This is a genomic window from Nostocoides sp., assembly GCF_037045025.1.
Lineage (GTDB): Bacteria > Actinomycetota > Actinomycetes > Actinomycetales > Dermatophilaceae > Nostocoides_A.
On record NZ_JBAOHM010000015.1, the window covers coordinates 324,710 to 344,900 of the forward strand.

Sequence of the window (20,191 nt, forward strand, 5' to 3'; positions counted from 1 at the left end):
TCAGCGGGCACGGGCATGGACCCTATTCTCTCAGGTGGCGACGTGGCCCAGTACTGTGGCAGGCATGTCGACATCGACCCACCTTCCGGTGAAAGCGTCCACCGACGTGATGACCGCCCCGGTTGTCGCCGTTGGGCTCGCGGGCGGCTACCTGGTCGCCAGTGAGACCGGGATCCGGCCGCTCGGCGGCGTCGTCCTCGCGCTGGCCGGGCTGTATGCCGGTCGCACCTGGCTCGCACGGGGCGGCCCGGCCGTCGCGGGCGGCTTGGGAGCGGCATACCTGCTCGCCTTTGGCGCCTCGCACCCCCTGGCCAAGCAGATCGGCGCCTGGCCCTCGGTGGCCGTCGTGACCGCGCTCGCTGCCGCAGCCGCCTATGTCGTCTCCGACCGGCAGCGTCGTGACTGATCCACAGTATCGATCGGCGTAGGCCCCACCATGGCAAGACCGACGCGCTGGCAAACCGAGACCCAGCCCGGACACTCACAGTGGTACATCGAGCGCTTCCGCGGCATGGCCGCCGACGGCACCGACCTCGTCGGCGAGGCCCGCCTGGTCGATGCGATGGTTCCCCGGCAGGCCCGCATCCTCGACGCCGGCTGCGGCCCGGGCCGGCACGCGAGCTACCTACACGCGTGCGGGCATGCCGTCGTGGGTGTCGACGCCGACCCGGCGTTGATCGCCGCGGCGCGCGACGATCATCCCGGACCGCGCTGGCTGGTCGTCGATCTCGCCGACCTCGACCTCGCAGCCGCCGGAGAGACCGAGCCCTTCGACGCGATCCTCGTAGCAGGCAATGTCATGGTCTTCCTCGCGCCCGAGACCGAGGAAGACGTGCTGCGCCGGCTGCGCGCGCACCTGGCTCCGGAGGGATTCGTGATCACCGGCTTCCACCTCGACCGGCACCTGACCCTGCCGGCCTTCGACGCCGCAGCGGCTGCCGCCGGCCTGCGCGTCGAGCACCGCTTCGCGACCTGGGACCTGCGGGCCTTCCACGACGGCGCCGACTTCGCGGTCACTGTGCTGCGCCACCGCGACTGATCCGGGAAGACTGCCAACGTCTCGCTGCGCTCAGCCCTTCAACCCCGAGAAGGTCATCGTCGCGACGAACGTGCTTCTGGGCGATCAGGAAGAACACGATGAGCGGCAGGGTCGCCACCACGTGGCCGGCCATCAACAGTTGCCACTGCGTCCGGTGCGCACCCTGGAAGTTGGCCAGGCCCAACTGGATTGTGTAGAGCTCCTCCCGGTTGATCGCGATCAGCGGCCAGATCAGGTCGTTCCACGAGCCGAGCAGCGTGAAGATCGCCAAGGTCGCCAGCGCCGGCTTGGCCAGGGGCAGGATGACCCGCCAGAAGACCCCGAACTGGCTGCACCCGTCCAGCACCGCGGCCTCCTCCAGCTCCTTTGGCAGCGAAAGGAAGAACTGCCGCATGAGGAAAACTCCGAAGGCGGACGTCAGCCACGGCAGCATCATCGCCGCCATCGTGTCCACCAGGTGCAGCTTGGAGAACATGATGTAGGTCGGGATCATCAGCAGCTGGGTCGGGATCATGATGGTGGCGAACACCGCGATGAACCCCATGTTGCGGCCGGCGAACTTCAGCCGCGCGAAGCCGTAGCCCGCGAGCGAGCACAACACCATGTGCGACAGGATCGCCGTGCACGACACGATCACCGAGTTCAGACCCGGATCCGCGAGTAATGGTCGGGGGGTGCGGCGTGTGACGTGACGAAGGTGCTTGTCCTACTGGGAGAATCGGGGTTACGAAGCCTTCGATCGTCCAGCGAGGAGAAGCACCTTGTCGATGAAGAGAGTACGTGGTCGTGGCCGGGTTCGGAAGCGGGTGCGGATCGGCGCGCCGGATCCGGCGTTGACCGGGACCTCGGGGGTGGCAGCGCTCGCGGAGTTCATCGAGAAACTGGACCTGGTCGGGCGCCTTGACCGGGGGATCGGTGCGATCAAGGAGCGGGAGCGGGGCGCGACGGCCGGGCAGGTGCTGGTGTCGCTGGCGCAGTGCCAGCTGCTCGGCGGGGATGTGCTGGCCGCGTTGGACCGGCAGCGCCAGGATGTGGCCGGGTCCGCGTTGTCGGCGGTGCCGGTGTTGGCCTCGACCACGGCGGCGGGGTTGGCCCGCCGGTTCGGGCCGGCGCAGCTGGCCGGCCTGGAGAGTGCGGTCGCGGACCTGACCGGTCATGCGGTCGGGTTGTTGCCGGCGTCCCGCCGGGCGGTGCTGGCGGCGGCGGTGACGGTGGACTTGGATTCCACCGATGTGGAGGTGTACGGGCCGACGAAGCAGGGCGTGGCCTACAACTATCACGGTCAGCGCGCGGGCCGTCCGCATCTGGGGACCTGGGCCGAGGCCGGGCTGACCCTGGCCGCGGAGTTGCTCGCGGGGAATGAGGATGTGAGGCCCCGGGCCGCTGACCTGTTGCGCCGCACCCTGGCCGGGATCCCCGAGGACATCCGCTCGGCCGCGGCCGACTGGGATCGGTTGCGGGTGCGCGCGGATGCCGGCTACTTCACCGCCGACCTGGCCCACGCCGCGGTGGAGGCCGGGTGTGACTTCGCCATCGCCGCGAAACGGAACACCGCGATGTGGCGCGCCTACGCCGCCATCCCCGAGGACGCCTGGGGTGCGGCGGAGGGGATGCCCGGCGCGCAGGTCGCCGCGGTCGACTACGCCCCGCAGGGGTGGCCGCCGCACACGTACACCATCGTGCGCCGGGTCCGCATCGAGGCCGAGGACATCTCCGACGACCCCCGCTCACGGCGTCGACGCACCATCGAGAAGAACCAACTCACCCTCGCCTTGGAGGGCGCGGCCAGTCACGCCCACGCGGTCTCCTTCATCGTCACCAATATCCCCGCCAACGACCACCCGGCCAACCCCACCGAGCCGGCCGAGCCGGCCGAGCCGGCCGAGCCGGCCGAGCCGGCGGAGCCGGCGGAGCCGGGTGAGGCGGCCGCACCGGTTGCCTCGATCACGCAGGTCGAGTCCTGGTTCCGCCGCCGCACCGACATTGAGGACCGGATCCGGGAAGCCAAACTCGGGGCCGCGCTGCGGCATCTGCCGTCGGGCGACCACGCCATCAACACGGTGTGGATGTGGGCTGCCCTGCTCGCCGGGAACATCTCCGTTCTGCTGCAAGCCCTGACCGGGATCGACCAGCGTCACCGCGCCCACGGCGCCCGCCTACGCCACGAACTGCTCTGCGTCCCAGCCCGCATAGTCCGCCACGGCCGCCAGCTGATCCTGCGGCTGCCGCCCGACCGCCAGCTCCTGCCCACCGTCCTGGCCCGGATCCGGGCCTTACCCACCGCGGCCTAGCCCGCGAATCCCCCGTCCCGACGACCCAGGACCCCGAAGACCCGCCCACCCGAGCGCCACCGGGCCATCCACCCTGCCCGCACCCAAAAACACACTGCCACAACACAAAATCTATCCGCCGTTCACTGGCCGCCCAACCCACACGCAAGCTACTCGCGGATCCGGGTCAGAGCGGTCCCATGCTCATGGCAGGCGGCACTGGTTAACCGATTGAACAAATCTTGATGGTCTGGCCCCTTCGCTCCACACCCGTTACAGATGCTTCACCACTACTACGAACCAGTCCGCCAGCACGCCCCGCATCGGTACTCAACGCCTCACAGTTTCCGCTGCCCAGCGCACTCCCTCACACCAACCCCAAACAAACATCAGAGTCGGAACTATCGAGACATGCCTTCCCACGTTCCATGCAGATCCAGCAGACCAAGCTCGCGTCGCCTCCATGCCGGACACCACCTGGCCAGTAAGCGGGCACCCGCCAGGCTCATCCCAGAACCGAAAAGAAGCCCTGGTTTCGATGTCACCTATATTCCGTTTCGACACGTCAACAGCGATTCACTCACGTTCGCCTTCCTGGTCCCCACCTGACACCTGAACGGCGCCTTTTCCTCATCGCTCACCACGCACAGTATTCAAACCAGCGCAGCATGAGGTGGTTTGAAGCCTCCCCCCACAGGGCGACTCCAAAGGGCCAAACCTTCATCACCTGCACAGCACCGCCACCAGCCACGATCACCTACACATCGCGACCTCCAACGTTCGTGGCACACCTTTTCCCAGGAACTCCCGTTCCAGCCGGAGTTCCTGAACTTCGCGTTCGAGCTGTTCGAGTCGTGCGCGTTCGGAAATCGTCAACGGCGCCTCGTCGGTCGGGTTCGCCTCCTGGTGTTTCTTCACCCAGTTCCGCAACGTCTCCGCGCCGATACCATTTTCCCGAGCGACCTGGGACAGGTTCTTACGACCCTTGACGCTCAAGTACAACTCGACCATCTGCTCACGGAACTCCGGTGAGAAGTTCCCTCTGCTCGTACTCATGAAACTCATTGCTCCCTTCCCATGGAAACCTATTCTATTGGGCTCCAACTCCGGAAGGAATCAGGCACGCCACCCACAGGTCGGTGAAGTCCAGCTGCCAGGGCCAGTTCGTCGGTAGGTGCAGGGTGATCTGGCGGGCGGAGGAGGCGATCCGTGCGGGGATGGTGATCAGGTGGCCGCGCAGGGTGTTCCAGCGGGCCCTGGTATGCCCGGTGCCGGCGGCGATCCCGGCGGCACGGAGCAGGTTGTAGGCGATCGCGGCCAGCGCCAGCCAGGCACCGTTCGCGGCGAAGCGGCCCGACGGCGCGTGCGCGAGCGGCCCGTTCTTCAGGTCGGCGATGACTTGTTCGACCAGGGCGTGGTCGCGGTGGCGGGCATCGGCCTCAACAGTCGTCAGGGTCGAGTTGGTCAGGAACGCGTGATGCCGGTAGGTCGGGAACAACTCGCCTTGTCCGGGTGGAATGTCCGGGTTCAACCTGGGCACCCGCCGCACCACCAGCCGGGCAGAGACCTGCTTCTGTTTCGGGTAGGAGTTGAACGCGGTGTAGCGGGTCTCGGCCATCTGCGCCGTCGAGATCCATTCCTTCGCCTGGTCATCCCAGATCGCGTTCTTGTAGTTGATCGTTGTCCACGCGTCCTCGCTGATCGCGGCGATCGCCCGCGTGATGGCGGGATTCATTCGCACCGTGACCGAGTACCACGCCTTCGCGGTGAGGGCAGCGTGGATGACGTCGTGGCGGTAGTACCCCGAATCGGCACGGACCATGACCTGCCCGCTCGCGCCGGCGCGCCGGGCGGCCGCGACCGCATCGGCGATCAGGCGGGCCCCACCGTGACCGCACCGTGACCGGAGACCTGATTGCCTTTGCGCAACCGGGTCGCCGCGATCACTGTCGCGCTGATCGGGGAGGAGAGGGTCGCCAGCTGCGCGTTCAAGCCCTTGACTTTCGAGAAGCCGTACGCGGCGCCCTGTTTGGCGTAGCCGTGGACCTCCCGGATGGTGTCATCGATATCGACGAACGTCATCGCCTCGCACCCCGCCAACAGCCCAGGCACCACCCGCGAGAGCCCGGCCAGCGTCGTGCTGGCTGCGGCATCGAGTTGCCGGACATGCCCGAAGGTGAAGGAGCGCAGGAACGACCCGAACGTCGAGGGCGCCTTGATCCCCGTGAACACCTTCGACATCCCGCCATGACGCAGCACATCCAGGTCATCGATGCTGTCGGCGCCGGCCAGCATCCCCGCGACCACCCCGGCCGCCTTCACGGGCGCGTTCGGATTGGCGACCGTCAACCCCTGCAGCTGCTCGTGCAGGCCGGCGCGTTCGGCCAGCCGCAGCACCGGCACCAGGCCTGCGGAACCGATCAGGTTCGGGTCATCGAAAACCGGTGTAATCGTGTGCGTGCTTGCATCTAACGGATGCCCTTCGTGAGCCGGTCAGATCGAACCTTTGAACAGTCCAATCCTCCCGCCCCACAAGGGCATTCGTGCTCAACGACCCGCCGCAACCACTAAACCGGCTCTTCGAAGTTAGCCGGGCATCTCGTGGCAGATGATGGCTGTTTTCCGCCGGTGTTGGCGGGTGCAGGCCCCAGCGTATGCGGCGTTTCTGGTTTCGGGGTTGCGGAAGCCGAAGGCGTTGCGGCCTTCGTGTTTCCCGAGGCGGTTGTAGCCCTCACTTCGGGCGTTGCTGTATCCGGTGATCAGGCCGGCTTCGATTGCGGGCCACCAGGTTTCGACGGTCTCGGCGAGCCGGTGGACTTCGGGGATGTCGCAGCTGGCGGCTTGGTCGAAGAACCGCCACAGCCGGTGGGAGATCACTGCCCGGTCCGGGACGGAGGTGCCCGGTGCCGGCGCTAGGTCGAGCAGGTGGCGCGGGCGTTCTTTGACGGTGCGACAATCGTGGACTGCGACGGGCCGGCGCTGCTCGCTGCGCTGGACGCCGGTGCCAGCGTGATCAAACCCAACAGGCACGAGCTGATCGCGACCGTGGGTGCGGGCGGCGCCGAGGGGATTGCCGCGTTGCGGCGGCGGGCACCGCACGCGATCGTGGTCGCCTCGGACGGACCGAATGGTCTGCTCTGCTCCGGACCGGCCGGTCGATGGCAGGCGCGTCCCGACCGCGCGCTAGTGCTAGTCGGCAACCCCACGGGTGCAGGAGACGCCGTGGTTGCCGCGCTCGCCCTGGGAATGGTTCGCGGTGACGACCTGCCTGCGATGCTGCGCGCCGCCATTGGCGCGTCCGGCGCCGCCGTGCTCGCTCCCGTCGCCGGCGAGATTGACCCGGTCGTTGTCCGACGGTTTGCCGGGCTAGCGCAGGTCGCGGCCCGCTAGCGAGGGACGGCCGCCCTCACCATCATTCCATCCAGCGGAATGTGGCGTGTCACGCAAGTGACTTTTCGGGAAATTGTGCCCTTGCGCGACCCATGGGGTTCACGCGATTGTGGACCGACAAACTCCACCGCGAGAGAGGCGGCATCCCGTGGGTCGTTCCCAACGAGTCCTCGAGGGACTGGCAGATATCACCCCGTGGCAGGAGGAGCTCTACATCGACCTGCACCGCAATCCCGAGTTGTCGATGCAGGAGAGCGAGACCGCCGCCGAGATCGCCCGGCGCTTGGAGTCGTTCGGCTACGCCGTGCAACACATCGGCGGTGGTGTCGTCGGGGTCCTCGAGAATGGCGACGGGCCGACCGTCCTCTTCCGCGCCGACATCGACGCGCTCCCGGTCAAGGAAGCCACCGGCCTGGACTATGCGTCCACCAAGACGGCGACCGACGCCGAGGGCAACACCGTTCCGGTCATGCACGCCTGCGGACACGATGCTCACATCGTGGCCGGGCTCGGCGCAGCCGCCCTGCTCGCCGACAATCGTGACGAGTGGGCCGGCACCTATATCGCGCTCTTCCAACCCGGCGAGGAGACCGCATCGGGGGCGGCGTCGATGGTCGCCGACGGCCTGGTCGACAAGGTGCCCAAGCCCGATGTCGCGCTCGGCCAGCACGTCCTGGTCACCCCGTGGTCAGGACAGGTCGGAACCATCGCCGGCCCGATGCTGTCGACCGGGACCTGCCTGAAGGTCACCGTCTTCGGGAAGGGCTCACACGGCTCGATGCCCCACCTCGGCGTCGACCCGGTGCTGTTGGCGTCCTCGATCGTCGTGCGGCTGCAGTCGATCGTGGCGCGCGAGATCGCCCCCAGTGACTTCGGCGTGGTCACGGTCGGCAGCCTGCAAGCAGGCACCAAGGCCAATATCATCCCCGACCGGGCGGTGCTGCTGCTGAACGTCCGCGCCTACGATTCGGCCATCCGCGACCAGATCGTCGCCGCCATCGAACGCATCGTGCGCGCCGAGTGCGCGGCCACCGGTTCCCCACAAGATCCCGAGATCGAGCTGTTCGACAGCTACCCACTCACCGACAACGACCCCGAGGTCACCGCAAAGGTCACCGCAGCCCTCGTCGCCGTGCTCGGCCAGGACCGCGTCGTCACCCTCAAGCCGATCACCGCGTCCGAGGACTTCAGCATCATCCCGGACGCCTTCGGGATTCCTTACTGCTACTGGGGTTTCGGCGGCTTCGCCGAGGGCACCCCGACGCTGCCCAACCACAACCCGGGCTTCGCTCCGGTCATCCAACCCACCCTGTGCACTGGCACCGAGGCGGCCGTCGCCGGCGTCCTCGCCTATCTCGGCAAGGAGAACTAGTCCGTGGCGACAACCACCCAAGGGCCGGCACCGACGACGGCGAAGGCACCGGCATACCAGGGCAACGACAAACTGCTGCTCGGCATCGTGTTGGCGGTGGTGACCTTCTGGCTCTTCGCGGGGTCGGCCGGGACGGTTGCTCCGGCCATCCTCGACGATGTCAACTCCTCCAAGGAATACCTCGACGCCGCGTCGATGAACCTCGCGGTGTCCATCACCGCGCTCTTCTCCGGGCTGTTCATCGTCCTTATCGGTGGCCTCGCCGATCGCTTCGGACGCGTCAAGGTGACCCAGATCGGCATCGTCCTCGGGATCATCGGCTCGGTGCTGCTGATCTTTGCCTCCGGCTCGCTCGCCCTTCCGCTGCTGCTCGCTGGGCGCGCGATCCAGGGGCTGTCGGCTGCCTGCATCATGCCGGCGTCGATGGCCTTGGTGAAGACCTACTGGGATGGCCCTGCCCGACAACGGGCCGTCTCGATGTGGTCGATCGGCTCGTGGGGTGGCTCCGGTCTCGCGGCGATCTTCGGCGGCACGATGGTCAAATACACCGGCTGGCGTGGCATTTTCGTCGCCTCAATCGTCGTGTCGGTGCTGGCCTTCGTGCTCATCCTCGGCACACCGGAGAACAAGGTGGAGCAAAAGGGCCCCCGGAAGTCGTTCGACGTCCTCGGGTTGCTCCTCTTCGTCGTCGGCACCCTGGGGCTGATGATCGTCCTGCTGTTCGGATCCAAGATCGGCTGGGCGAGCCCGACGGCGATCTTGCTGGCGGTCGTGGCGATTGCGGCATACGCCGCCTTTGTCATGGTCGAGAAGCGGCAGAGCAACCCCTTCGTCGACTTCTCGCTCTTCCAGAACACGACGTTCACCGGAGCGACGATCTCCAACTTCCTGCTCAACGGGACGATCGGCATGCTGATCGTTAGCCAGCAGCTGATCCAGCTGGCCGGCCACAAGTCCAATGGCGAGTTGTATTCGGCGTGGGATGCCGGGCTGCTGACCCTCGGCTACGGCGTCTTCATCATCGGGTTCATCCGGGTCGGTGAGAAGTTGTTGCAGCGGTATGGGCCCCGCAAGCCGATGATCTGGGGATCGGCGATCGTCATCGTCGCGTGCGTTCTGCTCATGGGGACCAACGTCCTCATCGGGCGCTACGTGATCTTGTGCGTCGTCGCGTATTCGCTGTTCGGAATCGGGTTGGCGTTCTATGCGACGCCATCAACCGATGCGGCGCTGTCCAACCTGCCGGCCGACAAGGCGGGTTCCGGTGCGGGCATCTACAAGATGGCGTCCTCGCTCGGAAGCGCTATCGGTGCCGCCGTCTCCCTGGCGGTCTTTGCCGGCCTCGCCGGGACGAAATCGGAGATCGTCGGCTCGGTCGTTCACATGGAAGGCCGCGCCGACAACATCGGCCTGCGTCAGGCAGGCATGATGGGTGTCGGGGTCAGCTTGGTCTTCCTGCTGCTCGCGATCATCTCGATCACGATGACCGTTCCCCGTGGCGGTGGAAGCCGAGAGGTGGGTGCAGTTGCGCCGTCGCCCGCGCCAACGCCGCAACTGCCGCCGGATGACGAGAAGGCCGCGATCTTGAGCCGCCTGTCCCAGCTTTCGGTCGCCGAGTTGCAGGAGGTCGAGAAGATGGCGCTGCTGCACGAGTTGGGCGAACTCGACCCCAAGGTCTTGCGGCAGCTGGTCAGCACGCGCAAGGGCTGATCGGGCTCAGCGCGGCGGCGCGAGCCGGACGATACGCAGGAAACGCACGATGACGTCGCTGTCCTCGTCGGCCACGACAGCCAGGTCGGTTTGACCCGGCTGATCACCGGCGAGGGCCGTGACGGGCATCGTCACGGTGGCGGTGCGCCACCTCGTAGTCCCGCCCGGCTTGACCACATCGGATTCGTATGCCGAACCCACCACTCGGAAGGGCCCGCCGGCATCCCAGAAGGTCACCTTGATCTCGACCTTCGAGTCCGGATCAGTCGCGTCGAGGAAACGGTCGTCGACGTCGAAGGCGAGCTTCGTGTCTCCCCTCGCGACGGCGGTCGCAAGGCCCTCGCGAGCCTGCCCATTCTCCTCGGTGAAGACATCGGCGTGCACATCGACATCGGTCGTATGCGCGGTCGCGCCCGTGACATCCTTCTGCACCACCCAACGTTCGAGGTTGCGCACCCACGGTTTGTTGGTCCACTCGGCCGTGCCGTCGAACGGCGGCAGGTCGTTGTCGCGCCAATAGACGTCCTCGGCCTCGCGCAGGTTTGCCCAGGCGTCGGGCGAGGTCTGCGCGGTGTGCCCGACGGAGAGCCGGACCCAGTCCCACAGCTGCGGGAATTGCTCCATCTTCGATTGTGTCGGAATGACATAGACCCAGTTCGCGCGCAACTGAAGCGACTTCAAGTTGGTCTGGGTGACGGCATACTCGAGGTCGTCGCCCGCGTCGAAGCCGCAGTCGGTGAAGCACTCGTTCTCCACGGCGACGATCCGTTTGCCGTCGTGGATCGGCAACGACTCGTCGACGATGAGATGCCCGCCCGGTTGGATGTGCGAGCCATATGCCGGTGCCTCGTTGAGGTGGAAGTTGAAGAGTTCGGGGATGCCGTTGCGGATCCCGATCTCCGCGTCGGTGGCCTGCTTGGCGAGGGTGGCGACCTCGTCGCCCAGCCCCTCGGACCAGGTGTAATCCTCCCCGGTGAAGGCGAGCTTGGCCTTGTATGGGCCGAAGATCTCCACCAGGTCGCTCCACGCGTGCGAAAACCATTGGAGGTACTGCTCCTTGGTCAGCTTGCCCGTCGCGATCGCGTCATTGATCGTCTCGGAGTCGTACTCCGCCCAGGTGAATGCGCCCAGGACCCAGACGAATCGCAGCCGTGGGTCGGCGCGCAGTCCCTTGGTGACAAAGACGTCGTGATACATGGCAAGCAGGTGTTTCCAGACGCAGTCATCCCAGATCGGCAGGTGCGACATCCCGTCGTAGTCGGGGGCGAACCCCTCGACGTGGCACACCTGGGGGATCCACTCCGGTGCCCAGTCCACGCCGCTGGCAAAGATCCGCATCCAGTAGTCCCCCGGTTCGGCGAGGGCCTGGTCGAGCGATTCGAAGCTCATCTGTTGCGCAGAGCCGGTCTCGGTATAGATCGTCGCGCCGCCCTGGGCCGGCTGCAGCTGTCGCCAAGACTGGTCGATGGCGCGCACGAGCACGCCGTCCGGGGCGGAAGCGCTCTCCGAGAAGAAGCCGGAATTCTCCGCTGGCCGAACCCAGTCGGGCATCCGCCAATCGATCCCGTCGACAATTCCCGCCTCTTGGGTCAGGGGATAGCGCGGCCCACTGGGGGCCTGGTCGATCCCGGGAAGCTCGGCGGATGGCGCCGCGGACGAGGCGGAAACCGTCGCTCCTTGCCTGCCAGCAGCGGTCGTGCTGCTGGCGTTGGGCGTCGGGCTGGACCCGGCGCTGCAGGCAGCGAGGCTGGCCACCGCGAGCAGGATCGGGACGACGCGGCGGCGGCGAGACGGCGGCATTCCGGCAGTCTCGCTCGCGAACTGCACACCGGGCGCGAAGCGCGCACTCGTCCTGCGCAGGCCGCGCAACCACGATGTCCGAATCGGAAGACGGACCGCCTACTTCGGCGGCAGTGAGCGGGCGTAGTCCACGCCGATAGCCACGTGCCGCTTCAGCGCCGCGTCGCTGCTCCCCGCGGCATCGACGACGAACAGCCAGCCGTTCATTTCCTTCCCCCGCATCACCATTCGCTCGACGTGCACCCCATCCACCAACTCGGCGGCGCGTGCCGGGTCAACGCGCAGCATCATCCCGCCTTGATCAGCTGCCGCGACCGCCATATTGCCGTTCACCATAATCGCGAGCCCCCCCGAACATCCGCTTCTCGGTGATGCCCGGTTCGTCGTCGACGGCGGTGCGGATCCGATTGGCCAGGTCTTCGTCATACGCCATGACTGCAGTATGCCGCTCTCTTGAATTTATGGTCCTACCATAATACCTTATTGCTCAGGAGTGGAATGGAGACGCGATGGCAACTCGAATGACGAGCGGGCCCGTGGGCCACGACGATCCGGAGGGGTTGCGGGCGGCCAACCGTCTGCTCGCCGCCCGGCTCGTCATCGAGGAACGCTTCGCCGCCGCGTCCGGGCGCGGCCTGGCAGCCGCCGTTCGTTGCTGCCACGAGTTGACCGGTGTCCCAGCGGCCCTGGTCGATGGCGACGGGCGGATGGTCTGTCAGTTCCCGGTGGACGCGATCGCTCAAGGATCGGCACTCGCACTTGCCCGCACGCTCAAAAGCCGGGAGGACACCGCGGCACCCTTGCCGGCCGGCCCCGCAGCGGGCTTGCCACGCCGGGTTCTGGCGCGGCCGGTCCTGCACGACGGGCAGCGCATAGGCTGGCTGATTCTCGAAGAGCGGGGGACCACGTTTGACCCCCAGTCCCATGTCGTGATCGATCGTGCCGGGTCGCCGCGGACGCTCGTGATGCCTTGACCCGGCAACTCGCCAAGGGCTCCCGCGGCCTGGGCGACCTGCGCGCGAGCGCGGAGTACCTCGGTGTCGATATCGACGCCCGCCGGGTGCTCGTGCACATCCTCGATCCGCTGGTCAGCAACGACGAGCCGGAACCCGAGGCAGATCATCGCCTCGTTGTCCACCTGTCCCGCCGCCTCGGCGTTGAAATCCTGCACACCCGCGGGTCCGAAGGCGTGCTGCTGCTCATCGAGGTGGATCGCGCACTACGGGAGCACGATGTGATCTCGCGGGTGCGCACCGCTGTCTCCCGGACCCTGGTGGAGTGCTGCGCGCCGGGGGCGGTCGCAGGCGTGTCCCGGGCCTGCGAGCCCGCAGACTTCGCCGCGGCCTACCGCGAGGCGCGCGAGGTGGCCCGCTGCGTGCAGCGCTTGGGGGACGGATCGGGTGCCTTCGTGCTTGCCGTCGATGACCTCGGCCCGGCCCGGCTCTTCCTCGCCAACGCCGACACGGCTGCGCTTCGGACCTATGTGGACGGGCTGCTCGGGCCCCTGCTCAGTGGCGCACCCGGTATGGCCGAGCTACTCCTGACAACACAAGTCTGGCTCGACTGCGGACGCAGCATCCGGGCGACGGCGGCACGGCTCGGGCTGCACGAGAACACCATCCGGTTGAGATTGGCGCGGGTTGAGAAGTTCACCGGAGTCGACGTGAGTGACACCAACGGCCAGCTGGCGTTGCAGACCGGCGTCCTCCTGCTGCGTTTGCAGGGCCACCCTGCCCTGGCGCGACTCGATGCCCTGGACGAGGGCGATCCGGGCCGGATCACGGCATGACCGCACCGCTGAAGGCACTCGTGACCGGCGCAGCCAAGGCGGGCAGCATCGGGCAGGCCGTCGTGGCCCGGCTCCGGGCCGACGGTATGGAGGTCGTGACCCTGGACCGAGACCCGGGCTGCACCTGGCAGCTGGACATTGCCAGCGATCTGCTGCCTGACCTGTCCGATATCGACGTCTACATCGGAAACGCCGCGCTGACGACCGTTTTTGGTGCCGCGCACACGATGGACCTGGCCCGGTGGGAGAAGGATCTCCAGGTCAACCTCACCGGCACCTTCCGGGTGTTGCAAGCCGTCCTGGGCGGCATGCGGGAGCGCCGCTTCGGCAGGATCGTGCTCACCTCGAGCACGGCGGCGATCGTCGGCCTGCCCGGGCAGGTCTCCTATTCGACGACCAAGGCCGGGCTGTTGGGAATGATCAAGACCGTTGCGGCGGAGACAGTTGGGCTGGGCATCACCGCCAATGCCGTGCTACCCGGGATGACCGCGAGCTCGGGAGTCCTGAGCATGCCGACGGATATCGTTCGGGCCTGGCGGGAGTCCATGCCGGCCGGGATGGTCGAGCCCGGCGAAATCGCGGCGGCCGTGGGCTTCTTTGCCTCCCCGGCCGCCTCCGGAGTGACCGGCCAATACCTCATCGTCGATCGTGGCGACGGGCTGAACACGCGCTCGGTCACCGCCTCGGTCGTGCCCCGCTGACATGCGCGCGTTCGTTATCCCCACGCCCGACGGGCCTTCGGCCGGTGAGCTGCGTGCGGTCCCCGAGCCCCAGGGCGCGCACACGTGGGCCGCGGGTGAACGGCTGCTCATCGACGTCCACGCCGCCGGCATCTCCTTCCCCGATGTATTGCAGGGCCGCGGCACGTATCAGCACGGGCAGCCCCCGCCCTATGTCGCCGGCGGCGAGGCCTGCGGCGTCGTCCTGGAGGCTCCGCCCGGGTCGCGATTCGCCCCCGGCGATCGGGTCGCGAGCCTGTGCCTGTGGGGCGCGCTCGCCGAGCGAGCGCTGGGCTTGCCGGCATACACCGTGAAGTTGCCGGACGACATGTCCTTCATCGATGGCGCCGCCCTGCAACTGAACTACTCAACCGCGTGGTTCTCTTGCCACCGCATCGCGGTCCAGCCGGGTGAGCGGGTGTTGATCCACGGCGCAGCCGGCGGCGTCGGCACCGCGACGATCCAGGCTGTCACAGCGCTCGGTGCCATCCCCATCGCCCTCGTCTCCACACCAGCGAAGGCCGAAATCGCGCGGGCGGCGGGCGCCGAAATCGTGCTCGGCAGCGGCAAAGCCTGGTTGGCGGACGTCCGCGACCTCACCGGGAACAGTGGCGTCGACGCGGTGATCGACCCGGTCGGCGGCGACGACATCACCGACTCACTGCGAGCCCTCGGCGTGGGCGGACGGCTGGCGGTCGTCGGCTTCGCGAGCGGTCGGATCCCGCAGGTCAAGGTCAACCGGCTGCTGCTGCGCGACCTCAGCCTCGTCGGCATCGCGCTCGCCCCCTTTGTCGAACGCTACCCGCAGATCGCCGGGCAACTTGCCGATGCGCTCGAGAGCATGGCGTGTTCGGGAGCAATCCGTCCGGTCGTCGGCGCCGTCCTCGACCTGCCCGACAGCGCCCGAGCCCTCGAACTCATCGAGTCCCGCCAGGCGCTCGGCAAGGTCGTCGTCCGAGTGCGGTCGTGACCCGGATTGCTAGTTGATCAACACCCCGCCGTCGACCGGCAGGCTCACGCCGGTGATGTATGCCGCGGCCTCGCTGGCGAGGAAAACCACCACGGCGGCAATCTCTTCCGGCTTGCCGATACGGCCGATCGGGATCTTGGCCGCGACGATCTTACGCCTATAATTCTCGCTGTAATGCGCCGTGGCTTCCGACGGGAACACCCCCGGGAGGATCGCGTTGACCCGAATCCCCATGGGCCCCAATTGGGCTGCAAGGTCTCGGGTCAAGCCGAGGACCCCCGCCTTGCTCGCGCTGTATGCCGCGGCCGGCATCTTCGCGGTCGTCAACGCCATCACACTGGAGATGTTGACGATCGAGGAGCCCGGCCCCATGACCCGGGCGCACGCCTGGATCATCCAGTAGGAGCCGTGCAGGTTGATGTCGACAGTGCGCCGGAAGTGCTCCGGTGGGTCGTCAACCACACCGTGGTATTCGCCGCCGGTTCCGGCGTTGTTGACCAGGATGTCGACCCGTCCGAAGCTCTCCAGCGCGCCCGCGACGAGCGCGGCGCAATCCTCGATTCGGCAGACATCGGTCGGGATACCGATCGCCTGGCCGCCGGCCTCCCGGACGGCGCGGACGGTGTCGTCGAGCCGGTCGGCGCGCCGGGCACCGAGGGCGAGCGCTGCGCCCGCCTGGGCGAGCGCAGCGGCATACGCGACCCCGAGGCCGGACGACGCGCCGGTCACGACAGCAACCTTGCCGCTCAGGTCGAATCGGTCAAGGATGGGTGTGACGGGTCCCGCCGCTGCTGTCATCGCCCGTGTCTACCACCGGCCCGCAGTCTTCGCTGGGCAGCGGGCCACGGCGTGGTGTGGCAATCTCCATCACCTCAGCCAGCATCGCCTTGCTGCTCGCGCCGGCAGCGGTTTGGGTGGGTGCGGTGACCGAGATCCCAGCGGCGACTGTGCTTGCCCGATCCGGTGCCGCCCTGCAACGCACCTATCCGGACGCGACCCTCACCGACCTGCGGCGCCTTCCCGGCGGCGTGTCCAGCCTCACGTATGCCGCGACCATCGTCCGCGGACCGGTCGCGGAGGCGGTCATCAAGGTTGCGCCCGCAGGGCTGCCGGCGGTGCGCAACCGCGACGTGCTCCGCCAAGCGCGGATGATGCGGGCGTTGGCGGCGATCCCCGGCGTTCCCGTCCCGTGGGTCCTTGGCGAAGACGACGGTGACCCGCCACTCTTCGTCATGGAGCGGATCACCGGTGAGTGCTATGAACCCGGCACCGACATCACGACCCTGCCCCCGGCCCCAACGGACGTGCGGGCGCGAATGCGCGCAGCGGCCGAGGCCCTGGCCCGGATGCAGGCGATGACGCCGGCCGCGCTGGGAATCCCTCCCGAGGAGCCGACCTTCACTCCCGAAGCCGAATTGCGGCGCTGGGCGCGGCTATTGGAGACGGTCGGGCCCGAGATCGCGGCAGGGCACGAACGGCTGCGCGACCGACTCGCCGAGCATCCACCGGCGCCCGGCGACCCAGCGGTCCTGCACGGGACTACCGCCTCGGCAACATGCTCTTCGCCGGTTCGGAGCTGCGCGCGATCATCGACTGGGAGATCTGGTCGGTGGGCGACCCCCGGCACGACCTCTCCTGGTTGCTCACTGGTCTACCTTCCTTGTGTCAGTGATCGCCTGATCGCTGATGCACCCGTGGTGCCACCAGGCCATCGCCCTGCTCGCTCGACGCGTTGGATGTCCAGCATGAGATCTGCGGGGTCTGGTGGTTACCCGGGACGTACGGACCGTCGACAGGGCTGAGCGCCTCCGAGCGCCGATCAGTGAGCGAACCGGCAGCTGCGTCCCGGAACCATCGGCACATGCGGGTGCCTCCCCACTGGGATTAGCAGCGAGGAGGCTGACGTGAAGTCTGCCAGTAACACCCTGCCCGATACACCCCCGAACGCGGTGACCGCGGGCATTGATTGGGCCCGCGATGACCATGCCGTGTGCATCGTCGATGACCGCGGCCGTCAACGGGCCCGCACCATGGTCGACCACACCGCCTCCGGCCTGAGTGCGTTGGTGCGGTTCCTGGGCCGCCACGGCGTCGGTGAGGTCGCCATCGAACGCCCGGACGGGCCGGTCATCGACGCCCTGCTGGCGGCCGAGCTGACCGTTGTGGTGATCAGCCCGAACCAGGTCAAGAACCTGCGCGGTCGTTACGGCTCGGCTGGAAACAAGGACGACGGGTTCGACGCCTTCGTGCTCGCCGACACTCTGCGCACCGACCGGCCCCGGCTGCGGGCTTTGGTCCCCGACACCGAGGAGACGGTCGCGTTGCGGCACGCGTGCCGCGCCCGCAAGGACCTGGTCAATCACCGGGTTGCGGTCACCAACCAGCTGCGCGCCCACTTGCGCAACGTCTTTCCTGGCGCGGTTGGCCTCTTCGCGGCCTTGGACTCGGCCATCAGCCTCGCGTTCATCTCCCGGTTCACCAGCCAAGCCCAGGCCGACTGGCTGACCCCCACCCGGCTGGCCGCCTGGCTGGCCAAACACGGCTACTCCGGCAAGAAGGACCCCGCCGTCCTGCACGCCCACCTGACCGGCGCGCCCCGCGGCCTGACCGGGCCGACCGCCAAGACCCAAGCCGGGATCACCCGCGCCTACCTCGCCGTCGCCGCCACCCTGGCCGAGCAGATCACCACCCTCACCACCCAAATCGAGGCACAACTGGCGGCGCACACCGATGCCCACATCTTCACCAGCCTGCCGCGCTCCGGAACCGTCCGCGCCGCCCGGCTGCTCGCCGAGATCGGCGACTGCCGCGGCAAATTCCCCACCCCCGAATCCCTGGCCTGCCTCGCCGGCGTCGCCCCCTCCACCCGCCAATCCGGCAAGGCCCGCGCGGTCACCTTCCGCTGGGCCTGCGACAAACAACTGCGCGACGCCGTCACCGACTTCGCCGGCGACTCCCGACACGACAACCCCTGGGCCGCACAGCTCTACAAACGCGCTATCGACCGCGGACACGACCACCCCCACGCCGTCCGCATCCTGGCCCGAGCCTGGCTCTTCGTCATCTGGCACTGCTGGCAAAACAACACCGCCTACGACCCCGACCGACACCCAGCGCTCCAACGACTCCTCACCCAACAAAACAGGGCGGCTTGACACAGGGCTTCTCATGCACTGTGACCCGCCGCATCGCTTCGTGACCTCGCGGCCCGAGGCCGACGAGCGGGCCGCCGCCGGACTGCCGTTCGCGACCGAACTACTCGCGGACTACGCAGCAGTCCACCCTCAGCCGTCCACGGTCACCGAAGAGCTCGACTGGTTCCTTGCCCTCTGCCACTACAAGGTCGTGTCCACGGTCGCCGTGTTGTCGAAACGCAATCGGCGCCAACCCAATCCGGACCACCGCATGCAGGTCGCCGAAGCCAGCCTGTCCACCGTCATCGAGCGGGCCCACCGCATCCTCGACGAGCCTGGACGAATCGAACTCAACAGGAGCGGATCATGACCACCGACCTTGACGTCGGTGTTTGGCCGGCGCGCCGACCAGCGATGGAACCGCATGGCGGTGGGCGACATCTTCGAACGGCTCACCTGGAGCGCCCCGGGCAAGACCGCGATCATCGGCTGGAAGGGTGCCTATGGCAGTGGGCGGTTCGCTCGCCTCACCTATGGCCAGGCCGACGCGGCGGCCAACCAGGTGGCGAATGCACTGCTTGCCGAAGGACTGCGGCGGCAAGATCCGCAAGTTCGAGCTGCGCCGCCGGCTCGCCGACGGCTGATCCAGCCGGTTCGCCGGCCGCTGATCCGCCGCGGTTAGGGCTTGTGACGAAATAACTTCGTTTTAGGGGGTTGGGACGGCTACGGTTGTGGTATGTCCACGTCCGCGGTGTCGGTGTCGGAGTCGGAGTCGTTGGCGCGCCGGTATGCGGTGGTGGCGCCGCATTTGTCGGAGTTCCAGCGTCGGTTGTGGCTTGGGGCGGAGGCGGCCGAGTTCGGCGCCGAGGGCGTGGCGGTGGTCGCCGCGGCGACCGGAGTGGCGGCGGACACGGTGCGCCGGGGTCGGGCCGAGGCCAGTGGTGGGGTGGAATTGGCGCCCGGCCGCTCGCGCCGCCCGGGCGGTGGGCGCAAGCGGGTTGAGGCCCATGATCCTTCGCTGGCAACGGATTTCGATGCGTTGATCGAACCGGCCACGCTGGGGGATCCGATGTCGACGTTGCGGTGGACGAGTAAGTCGATCCGGACCTTGACCCGGGAGTTACGCGCGAAGGGTCACCGGGTCAGTGATCATGTGACCCGCAGGTTGCTGGCCGAGGGCGGCTACTCGCTACAGGCCAACGCCAAGGTCCTCGACGGGAGCCAGCACCCGGACCGGGATGCCCAGTTCCACTACCTGGCCGACGCGGCAGCGGCCCATCAGGTCAGCGGGGACCCGGTGATCAGCGTCGACACGAAGAAGAAAGAACTCATCGGACCGTTCAAGAACCCCGGTCGGGAATGGCACCGGGCCGGCCAGCCGGAACGGGTCAACGTCCACGACTTCGCCGACAAAGACCTCGGCAAGGTCAACCCCTACGGCGTCTACGACGTCGCCCACGACGCCGGCTGGGTATCGGTCGGGGTCGACCACGACACCGCCGCGTTCGCCGTGCACACCATCGAGACCTGGTGGCAGCGGGTGGGATCCGCGGCCCATCCCGGGGCCACCCGGCTGCTGATCTGTGCCGACGGCGGCGGCTCCAACGGCTACCAAAACCGGCTGTGGAAGAAGGAACTCGCCGACCTCGCCACCCGGACTGGGCTGACCATCACCGTCACCCACCTACCCCCCGGCACCAGCAAATGGAACAAAATCGAACACCGCCTCTTCGCGCACATCTCCATGAACTGGCGCAGCCGCCCACTGACCAGCCACGAAGTCGTCGTCAACACCATCGCCGCGACCACCACGACCACCGGCCTGCACGTCGACGCCGACCTCGACACCAACCCCTACCCCGCCGGCATCAGAATCGCCGACACCGTCATCCCCGACCTCGAACGCCGCGGAATACTCCACCGCCACACCTTCCACGGGGAATGGAACTACACCCTCTACCCCGACACGCCCGACCCAAACTAGCTTAATTCCTCACA

General features: G+C 67.6%; 22 protein-coding genes and 1 pseudogene. 15 read left to right on the forward strand and 8 right to left on the reverse strand.

Features of this window, described 5'->3' with window-relative positions; all coding sequences use genetic code 11:
* Positions 1 to 64: 64 nt before the first annotated feature.
* Together V9G19_RS20565 and V9G19_RS20570 are read left to right on the forward strand one after the other, a co-directional pair.
* Positions 65 to 406 carry a hypothetical protein gene (locus V9G19_RS20565; RefSeq protein ID WP_462287274.1) on the forward strand — a complete coding sequence of 114 codons (342 nt, stop codon included), beginning with the start codon at positions 65 to 67 and terminating at the stop codon, positions 404 to 406.
* A gap of 30 nt (positions 407 to 436) precedes the next feature.
* Complete coding sequence (locus V9G19_RS20570) at positions 437 to 1,039, forward strand: class I SAM-dependent methyltransferase (RefSeq protein ID WP_462287275.1); 603 nt, start codon at positions 437 to 439, stop codon at positions 1,037 to 1,039.
* Here the strand turns inward: V9G19_RS20570 and V9G19_RS20575 are convergent.
* Positions 1,014 to 1,670, reverse strand: a complete 657-nt coding sequence (locus V9G19_RS20575; RefSeq protein ID WP_462287276.1) for a carbohydrate ABC transporter permease — start codon at positions 1,668 to 1,670, stop codon at positions 1,014 to 1,016. The genes V9G19_RS20570 and V9G19_RS20575 overlap by 26 nt on opposite strands.
* A 136-nt stretch (positions 1,671 to 1,806) precedes the next feature.
* Here V9G19_RS20575 and V9G19_RS20580 point away from each other — a divergent pair, with 136 nt between their 5' ends.
* Positions 1,807 to 3,330 (forward strand): IS1380 family transposase, encoded by a 1,524-nt coding sequence (locus V9G19_RS20580; RefSeq protein ID WP_462287277.1) that lies wholly within the window; start codon positions 1,807 to 1,809, stop codon positions 3,328 to 3,330.
* A 732-nt stretch (positions 3,331 to 4,062) separates the two neighbouring features.
* Here the strand turns inward: V9G19_RS20580 and V9G19_RS20585 are convergent.
* The 3 genes and pseudogenes from V9G19_RS20585 to V9G19_RS20595 all read right to left on the reverse strand — a co-directional run bounded on the left by V9G19_RS20585 (position 4,063) and on the right by V9G19_RS20595 (position 6,186).
* The gene (locus tag V9G19_RS20585; protein ID WP_462286629.1) at positions 4,063 to 4,365 is read right to left on the reverse strand and encodes a transposase; all 303 of its coding nucleotides are present in this window, start codon (positions 4,363 to 4,365) and stop codon (positions 4,063 to 4,065) included.
* Between the two features lie 34 nt (positions 4,366 to 4,399).
* Positions 4,400 to 5,760 (reverse strand): annotated as a pseudogene (locus tag V9G19_RS20590) (IS1380 family transposase).
* A 135-nt stretch (positions 5,761 to 5,895) separates the two neighbouring features.
* The gene (locus V9G19_RS20595; RefSeq protein WP_462287278.1) at positions 5,896 to 6,186 is read right to left on the reverse strand and encodes a transposase; all 291 of its coding nucleotides are present in this window, start codon (positions 6,184 to 6,186) and stop codon (positions 5,896 to 5,898) included.
* A gap of 48 nt (positions 6,187 to 6,234) precedes the next feature.
* On the opposite strand from V9G19_RS20595, the gene V9G19_RS20600 reads away from it, so the two are divergent.
* The 3 genes from V9G19_RS20600 (at position 6,235) to V9G19_RS20610 (ending at position 9,781) form a co-directional block, all read left to right on the forward strand.
* Positions 6,235 to 6,699 (forward strand): PfkB family carbohydrate kinase, encoded by a 465-nt coding sequence (locus tag V9G19_RS20600; protein WP_462287279.1) that lies wholly within the window; start codon positions 6,235 to 6,237, stop codon positions 6,697 to 6,699.
* Between the two features lie 148 nt (positions 6,700 to 6,847).
* Positions 6,848 to 8,071, forward strand: a complete 1,224-nt coding sequence (locus V9G19_RS20605) for an amidohydrolase (protein WP_462287280.1) — start codon at positions 6,848 to 6,850, stop codon at positions 8,069 to 8,071.
* 3 nt (positions 8,072 to 8,074) lie between these two features.
* Positions 8,075 to 9,781, forward strand: coding sequence for an MFS transporter (locus V9G19_RS20610; protein WP_462287281.1), 1,707 nt, complete (start codon positions 8,075 to 8,077; stop codon positions 9,779 to 9,781).
* Positions 9,782 to 9,787: 6 nt separating this feature from the next.
* Here the strand turns inward: V9G19_RS20610 and V9G19_RS20615 are convergent, their stop codons facing one another.
* From V9G19_RS20615 to V9G19_RS20625, 3 genes are all read right to left on the reverse strand, one after another.
* Positions 9,788 to 11,581 carry a hypothetical protein gene (locus tag V9G19_RS20615; protein ID WP_462287282.1) on the reverse strand — a complete coding sequence of 598 codons (1,794 nt, stop codon included), beginning with the start codon at positions 11,579 to 11,581 and terminating at the stop codon, positions 9,788 to 9,790.
* Positions 11,582 to 11,680: 99 nt separating this feature from the next.
* Positions 11,681 to 11,869, reverse strand: coding sequence for a hypothetical protein (locus tag V9G19_RS20620; protein WP_462287283.1), 189 nt, complete (start codon positions 11,867 to 11,869; stop codon positions 11,681 to 11,683).
* 13 nt (positions 11,870 to 11,882) lie between these two features.
* A complete protein-coding gene (locus V9G19_RS20625) occupies positions 11,883 to 12,014 on the reverse strand; it encodes a hypothetical protein (protein ID WP_462287284.1) in 132 nt (43 codons plus the stop codon).
* Positions 12,015 to 12,102: 88 nt separating this feature from the next.
* Between V9G19_RS20625 and V9G19_RS20630 the strand changes: the two genes are divergently transcribed.
* The 4 genes from V9G19_RS20630 to V9G19_RS20645 are packed head-to-tail and all read left to right on the forward strand — an operon-like array spanning position 12,103 to position 15,059.
* Positions 12,103 to 12,555 (forward strand): hypothetical protein, encoded by a 453-nt coding sequence (locus V9G19_RS20630; protein WP_462287285.1) that lies wholly within the window; start codon positions 12,103 to 12,105, stop codon positions 12,553 to 12,555.
* Positions 12,552 to 13,370 (forward strand): PucR family transcriptional regulator, encoded by an 819-nt coding sequence (locus V9G19_RS20635; RefSeq protein ID WP_462287286.1) that lies wholly within the window; start codon positions 12,552 to 12,554, stop codon positions 13,368 to 13,370. Before V9G19_RS20630 ends, V9G19_RS20635 begins: the two co-directional genes overlap by 4 nt.
* On the forward strand, positions 13,367 to 14,071 hold the full coding sequence (locus V9G19_RS20640) for an SDR family oxidoreductase (RefSeq protein ID WP_462287287.1): 705 nt from the start codon (positions 13,367 to 13,369) through the stop codon (positions 14,069 to 14,071). Before V9G19_RS20635 ends, V9G19_RS20640 begins: the two co-directional genes overlap by 4 nt.
* Position 14,072: 1 nt before the next feature.
* A complete protein-coding gene (locus V9G19_RS20645; protein WP_462287288.1) occupies positions 14,073 to 15,059 on the forward strand; it encodes an NADPH:quinone oxidoreductase family protein in 987 nt (328 codons plus the stop codon).
* Between the two features lie 9 nt (positions 15,060 to 15,068).
* Here the strand turns inward: V9G19_RS20645 and V9G19_RS20650 are convergent, their stop codons facing one another.
* A complete protein-coding gene (locus V9G19_RS20650) occupies positions 15,069 to 15,857 on the reverse strand; it encodes an SDR family NAD(P)-dependent oxidoreductase (RefSeq protein ID WP_462287289.1) in 789 nt (262 codons plus the stop codon).
* Between the two features lie 56 nt (positions 15,858 to 15,913).
* On the opposite strand from V9G19_RS20650, the gene V9G19_RS20655 reads away from it, so the two are divergent.
* The 5 genes from V9G19_RS20655 to V9G19_RS20675 all read left to right on the forward strand — a co-directional run bounded on the left by V9G19_RS20655 (position 15,914) and on the right by V9G19_RS20675 (position 20,177).
* Complete coding sequence (locus V9G19_RS20655; RefSeq protein ID WP_462287290.1) at positions 15,914 to 16,861, forward strand: phosphotransferase; 948 nt, start codon at positions 15,914 to 15,916, stop codon at positions 16,859 to 16,861.
* A 102-nt stretch (positions 16,862 to 16,963) separates the two neighbouring features.
* Positions 16,964 to 18,214, forward strand: a complete 1,251-nt coding sequence (locus V9G19_RS20660; RefSeq protein WP_462287291.1) for an IS110 family RNA-guided transposase — start codon at positions 16,964 to 16,966, stop codon at positions 18,212 to 18,214.
* Between the two features lie 40 nt (positions 18,215 to 18,254).
* A complete protein-coding gene (locus V9G19_RS20665) occupies positions 18,255 to 18,563 on the forward strand; it encodes a hypothetical protein (RefSeq protein WP_462287292.1) in 309 nt (102 codons plus the stop codon).
* Between the two features lie 18 nt (positions 18,564 to 18,581).
* Positions 18,582 to 18,875, forward strand: a complete 294-nt coding sequence (locus V9G19_RS20670; protein ID WP_462287293.1) for a hypothetical protein — start codon at positions 18,582 to 18,584, stop codon at positions 18,873 to 18,875.
* A gap of 54 nt (positions 18,876 to 18,929) precedes the next feature.
* Positions 18,930 to 20,177: an ISAzo13 family transposase gene (locus V9G19_RS20675; protein WP_462287294.1), complete on the forward strand. Its 1,248-nt coding sequence runs from the start codon at positions 18,930 to 18,932 to the stop codon at positions 20,175 to 20,177.
* Positions 20,178 to 20,191: the final 14 nt, after the last annotated feature.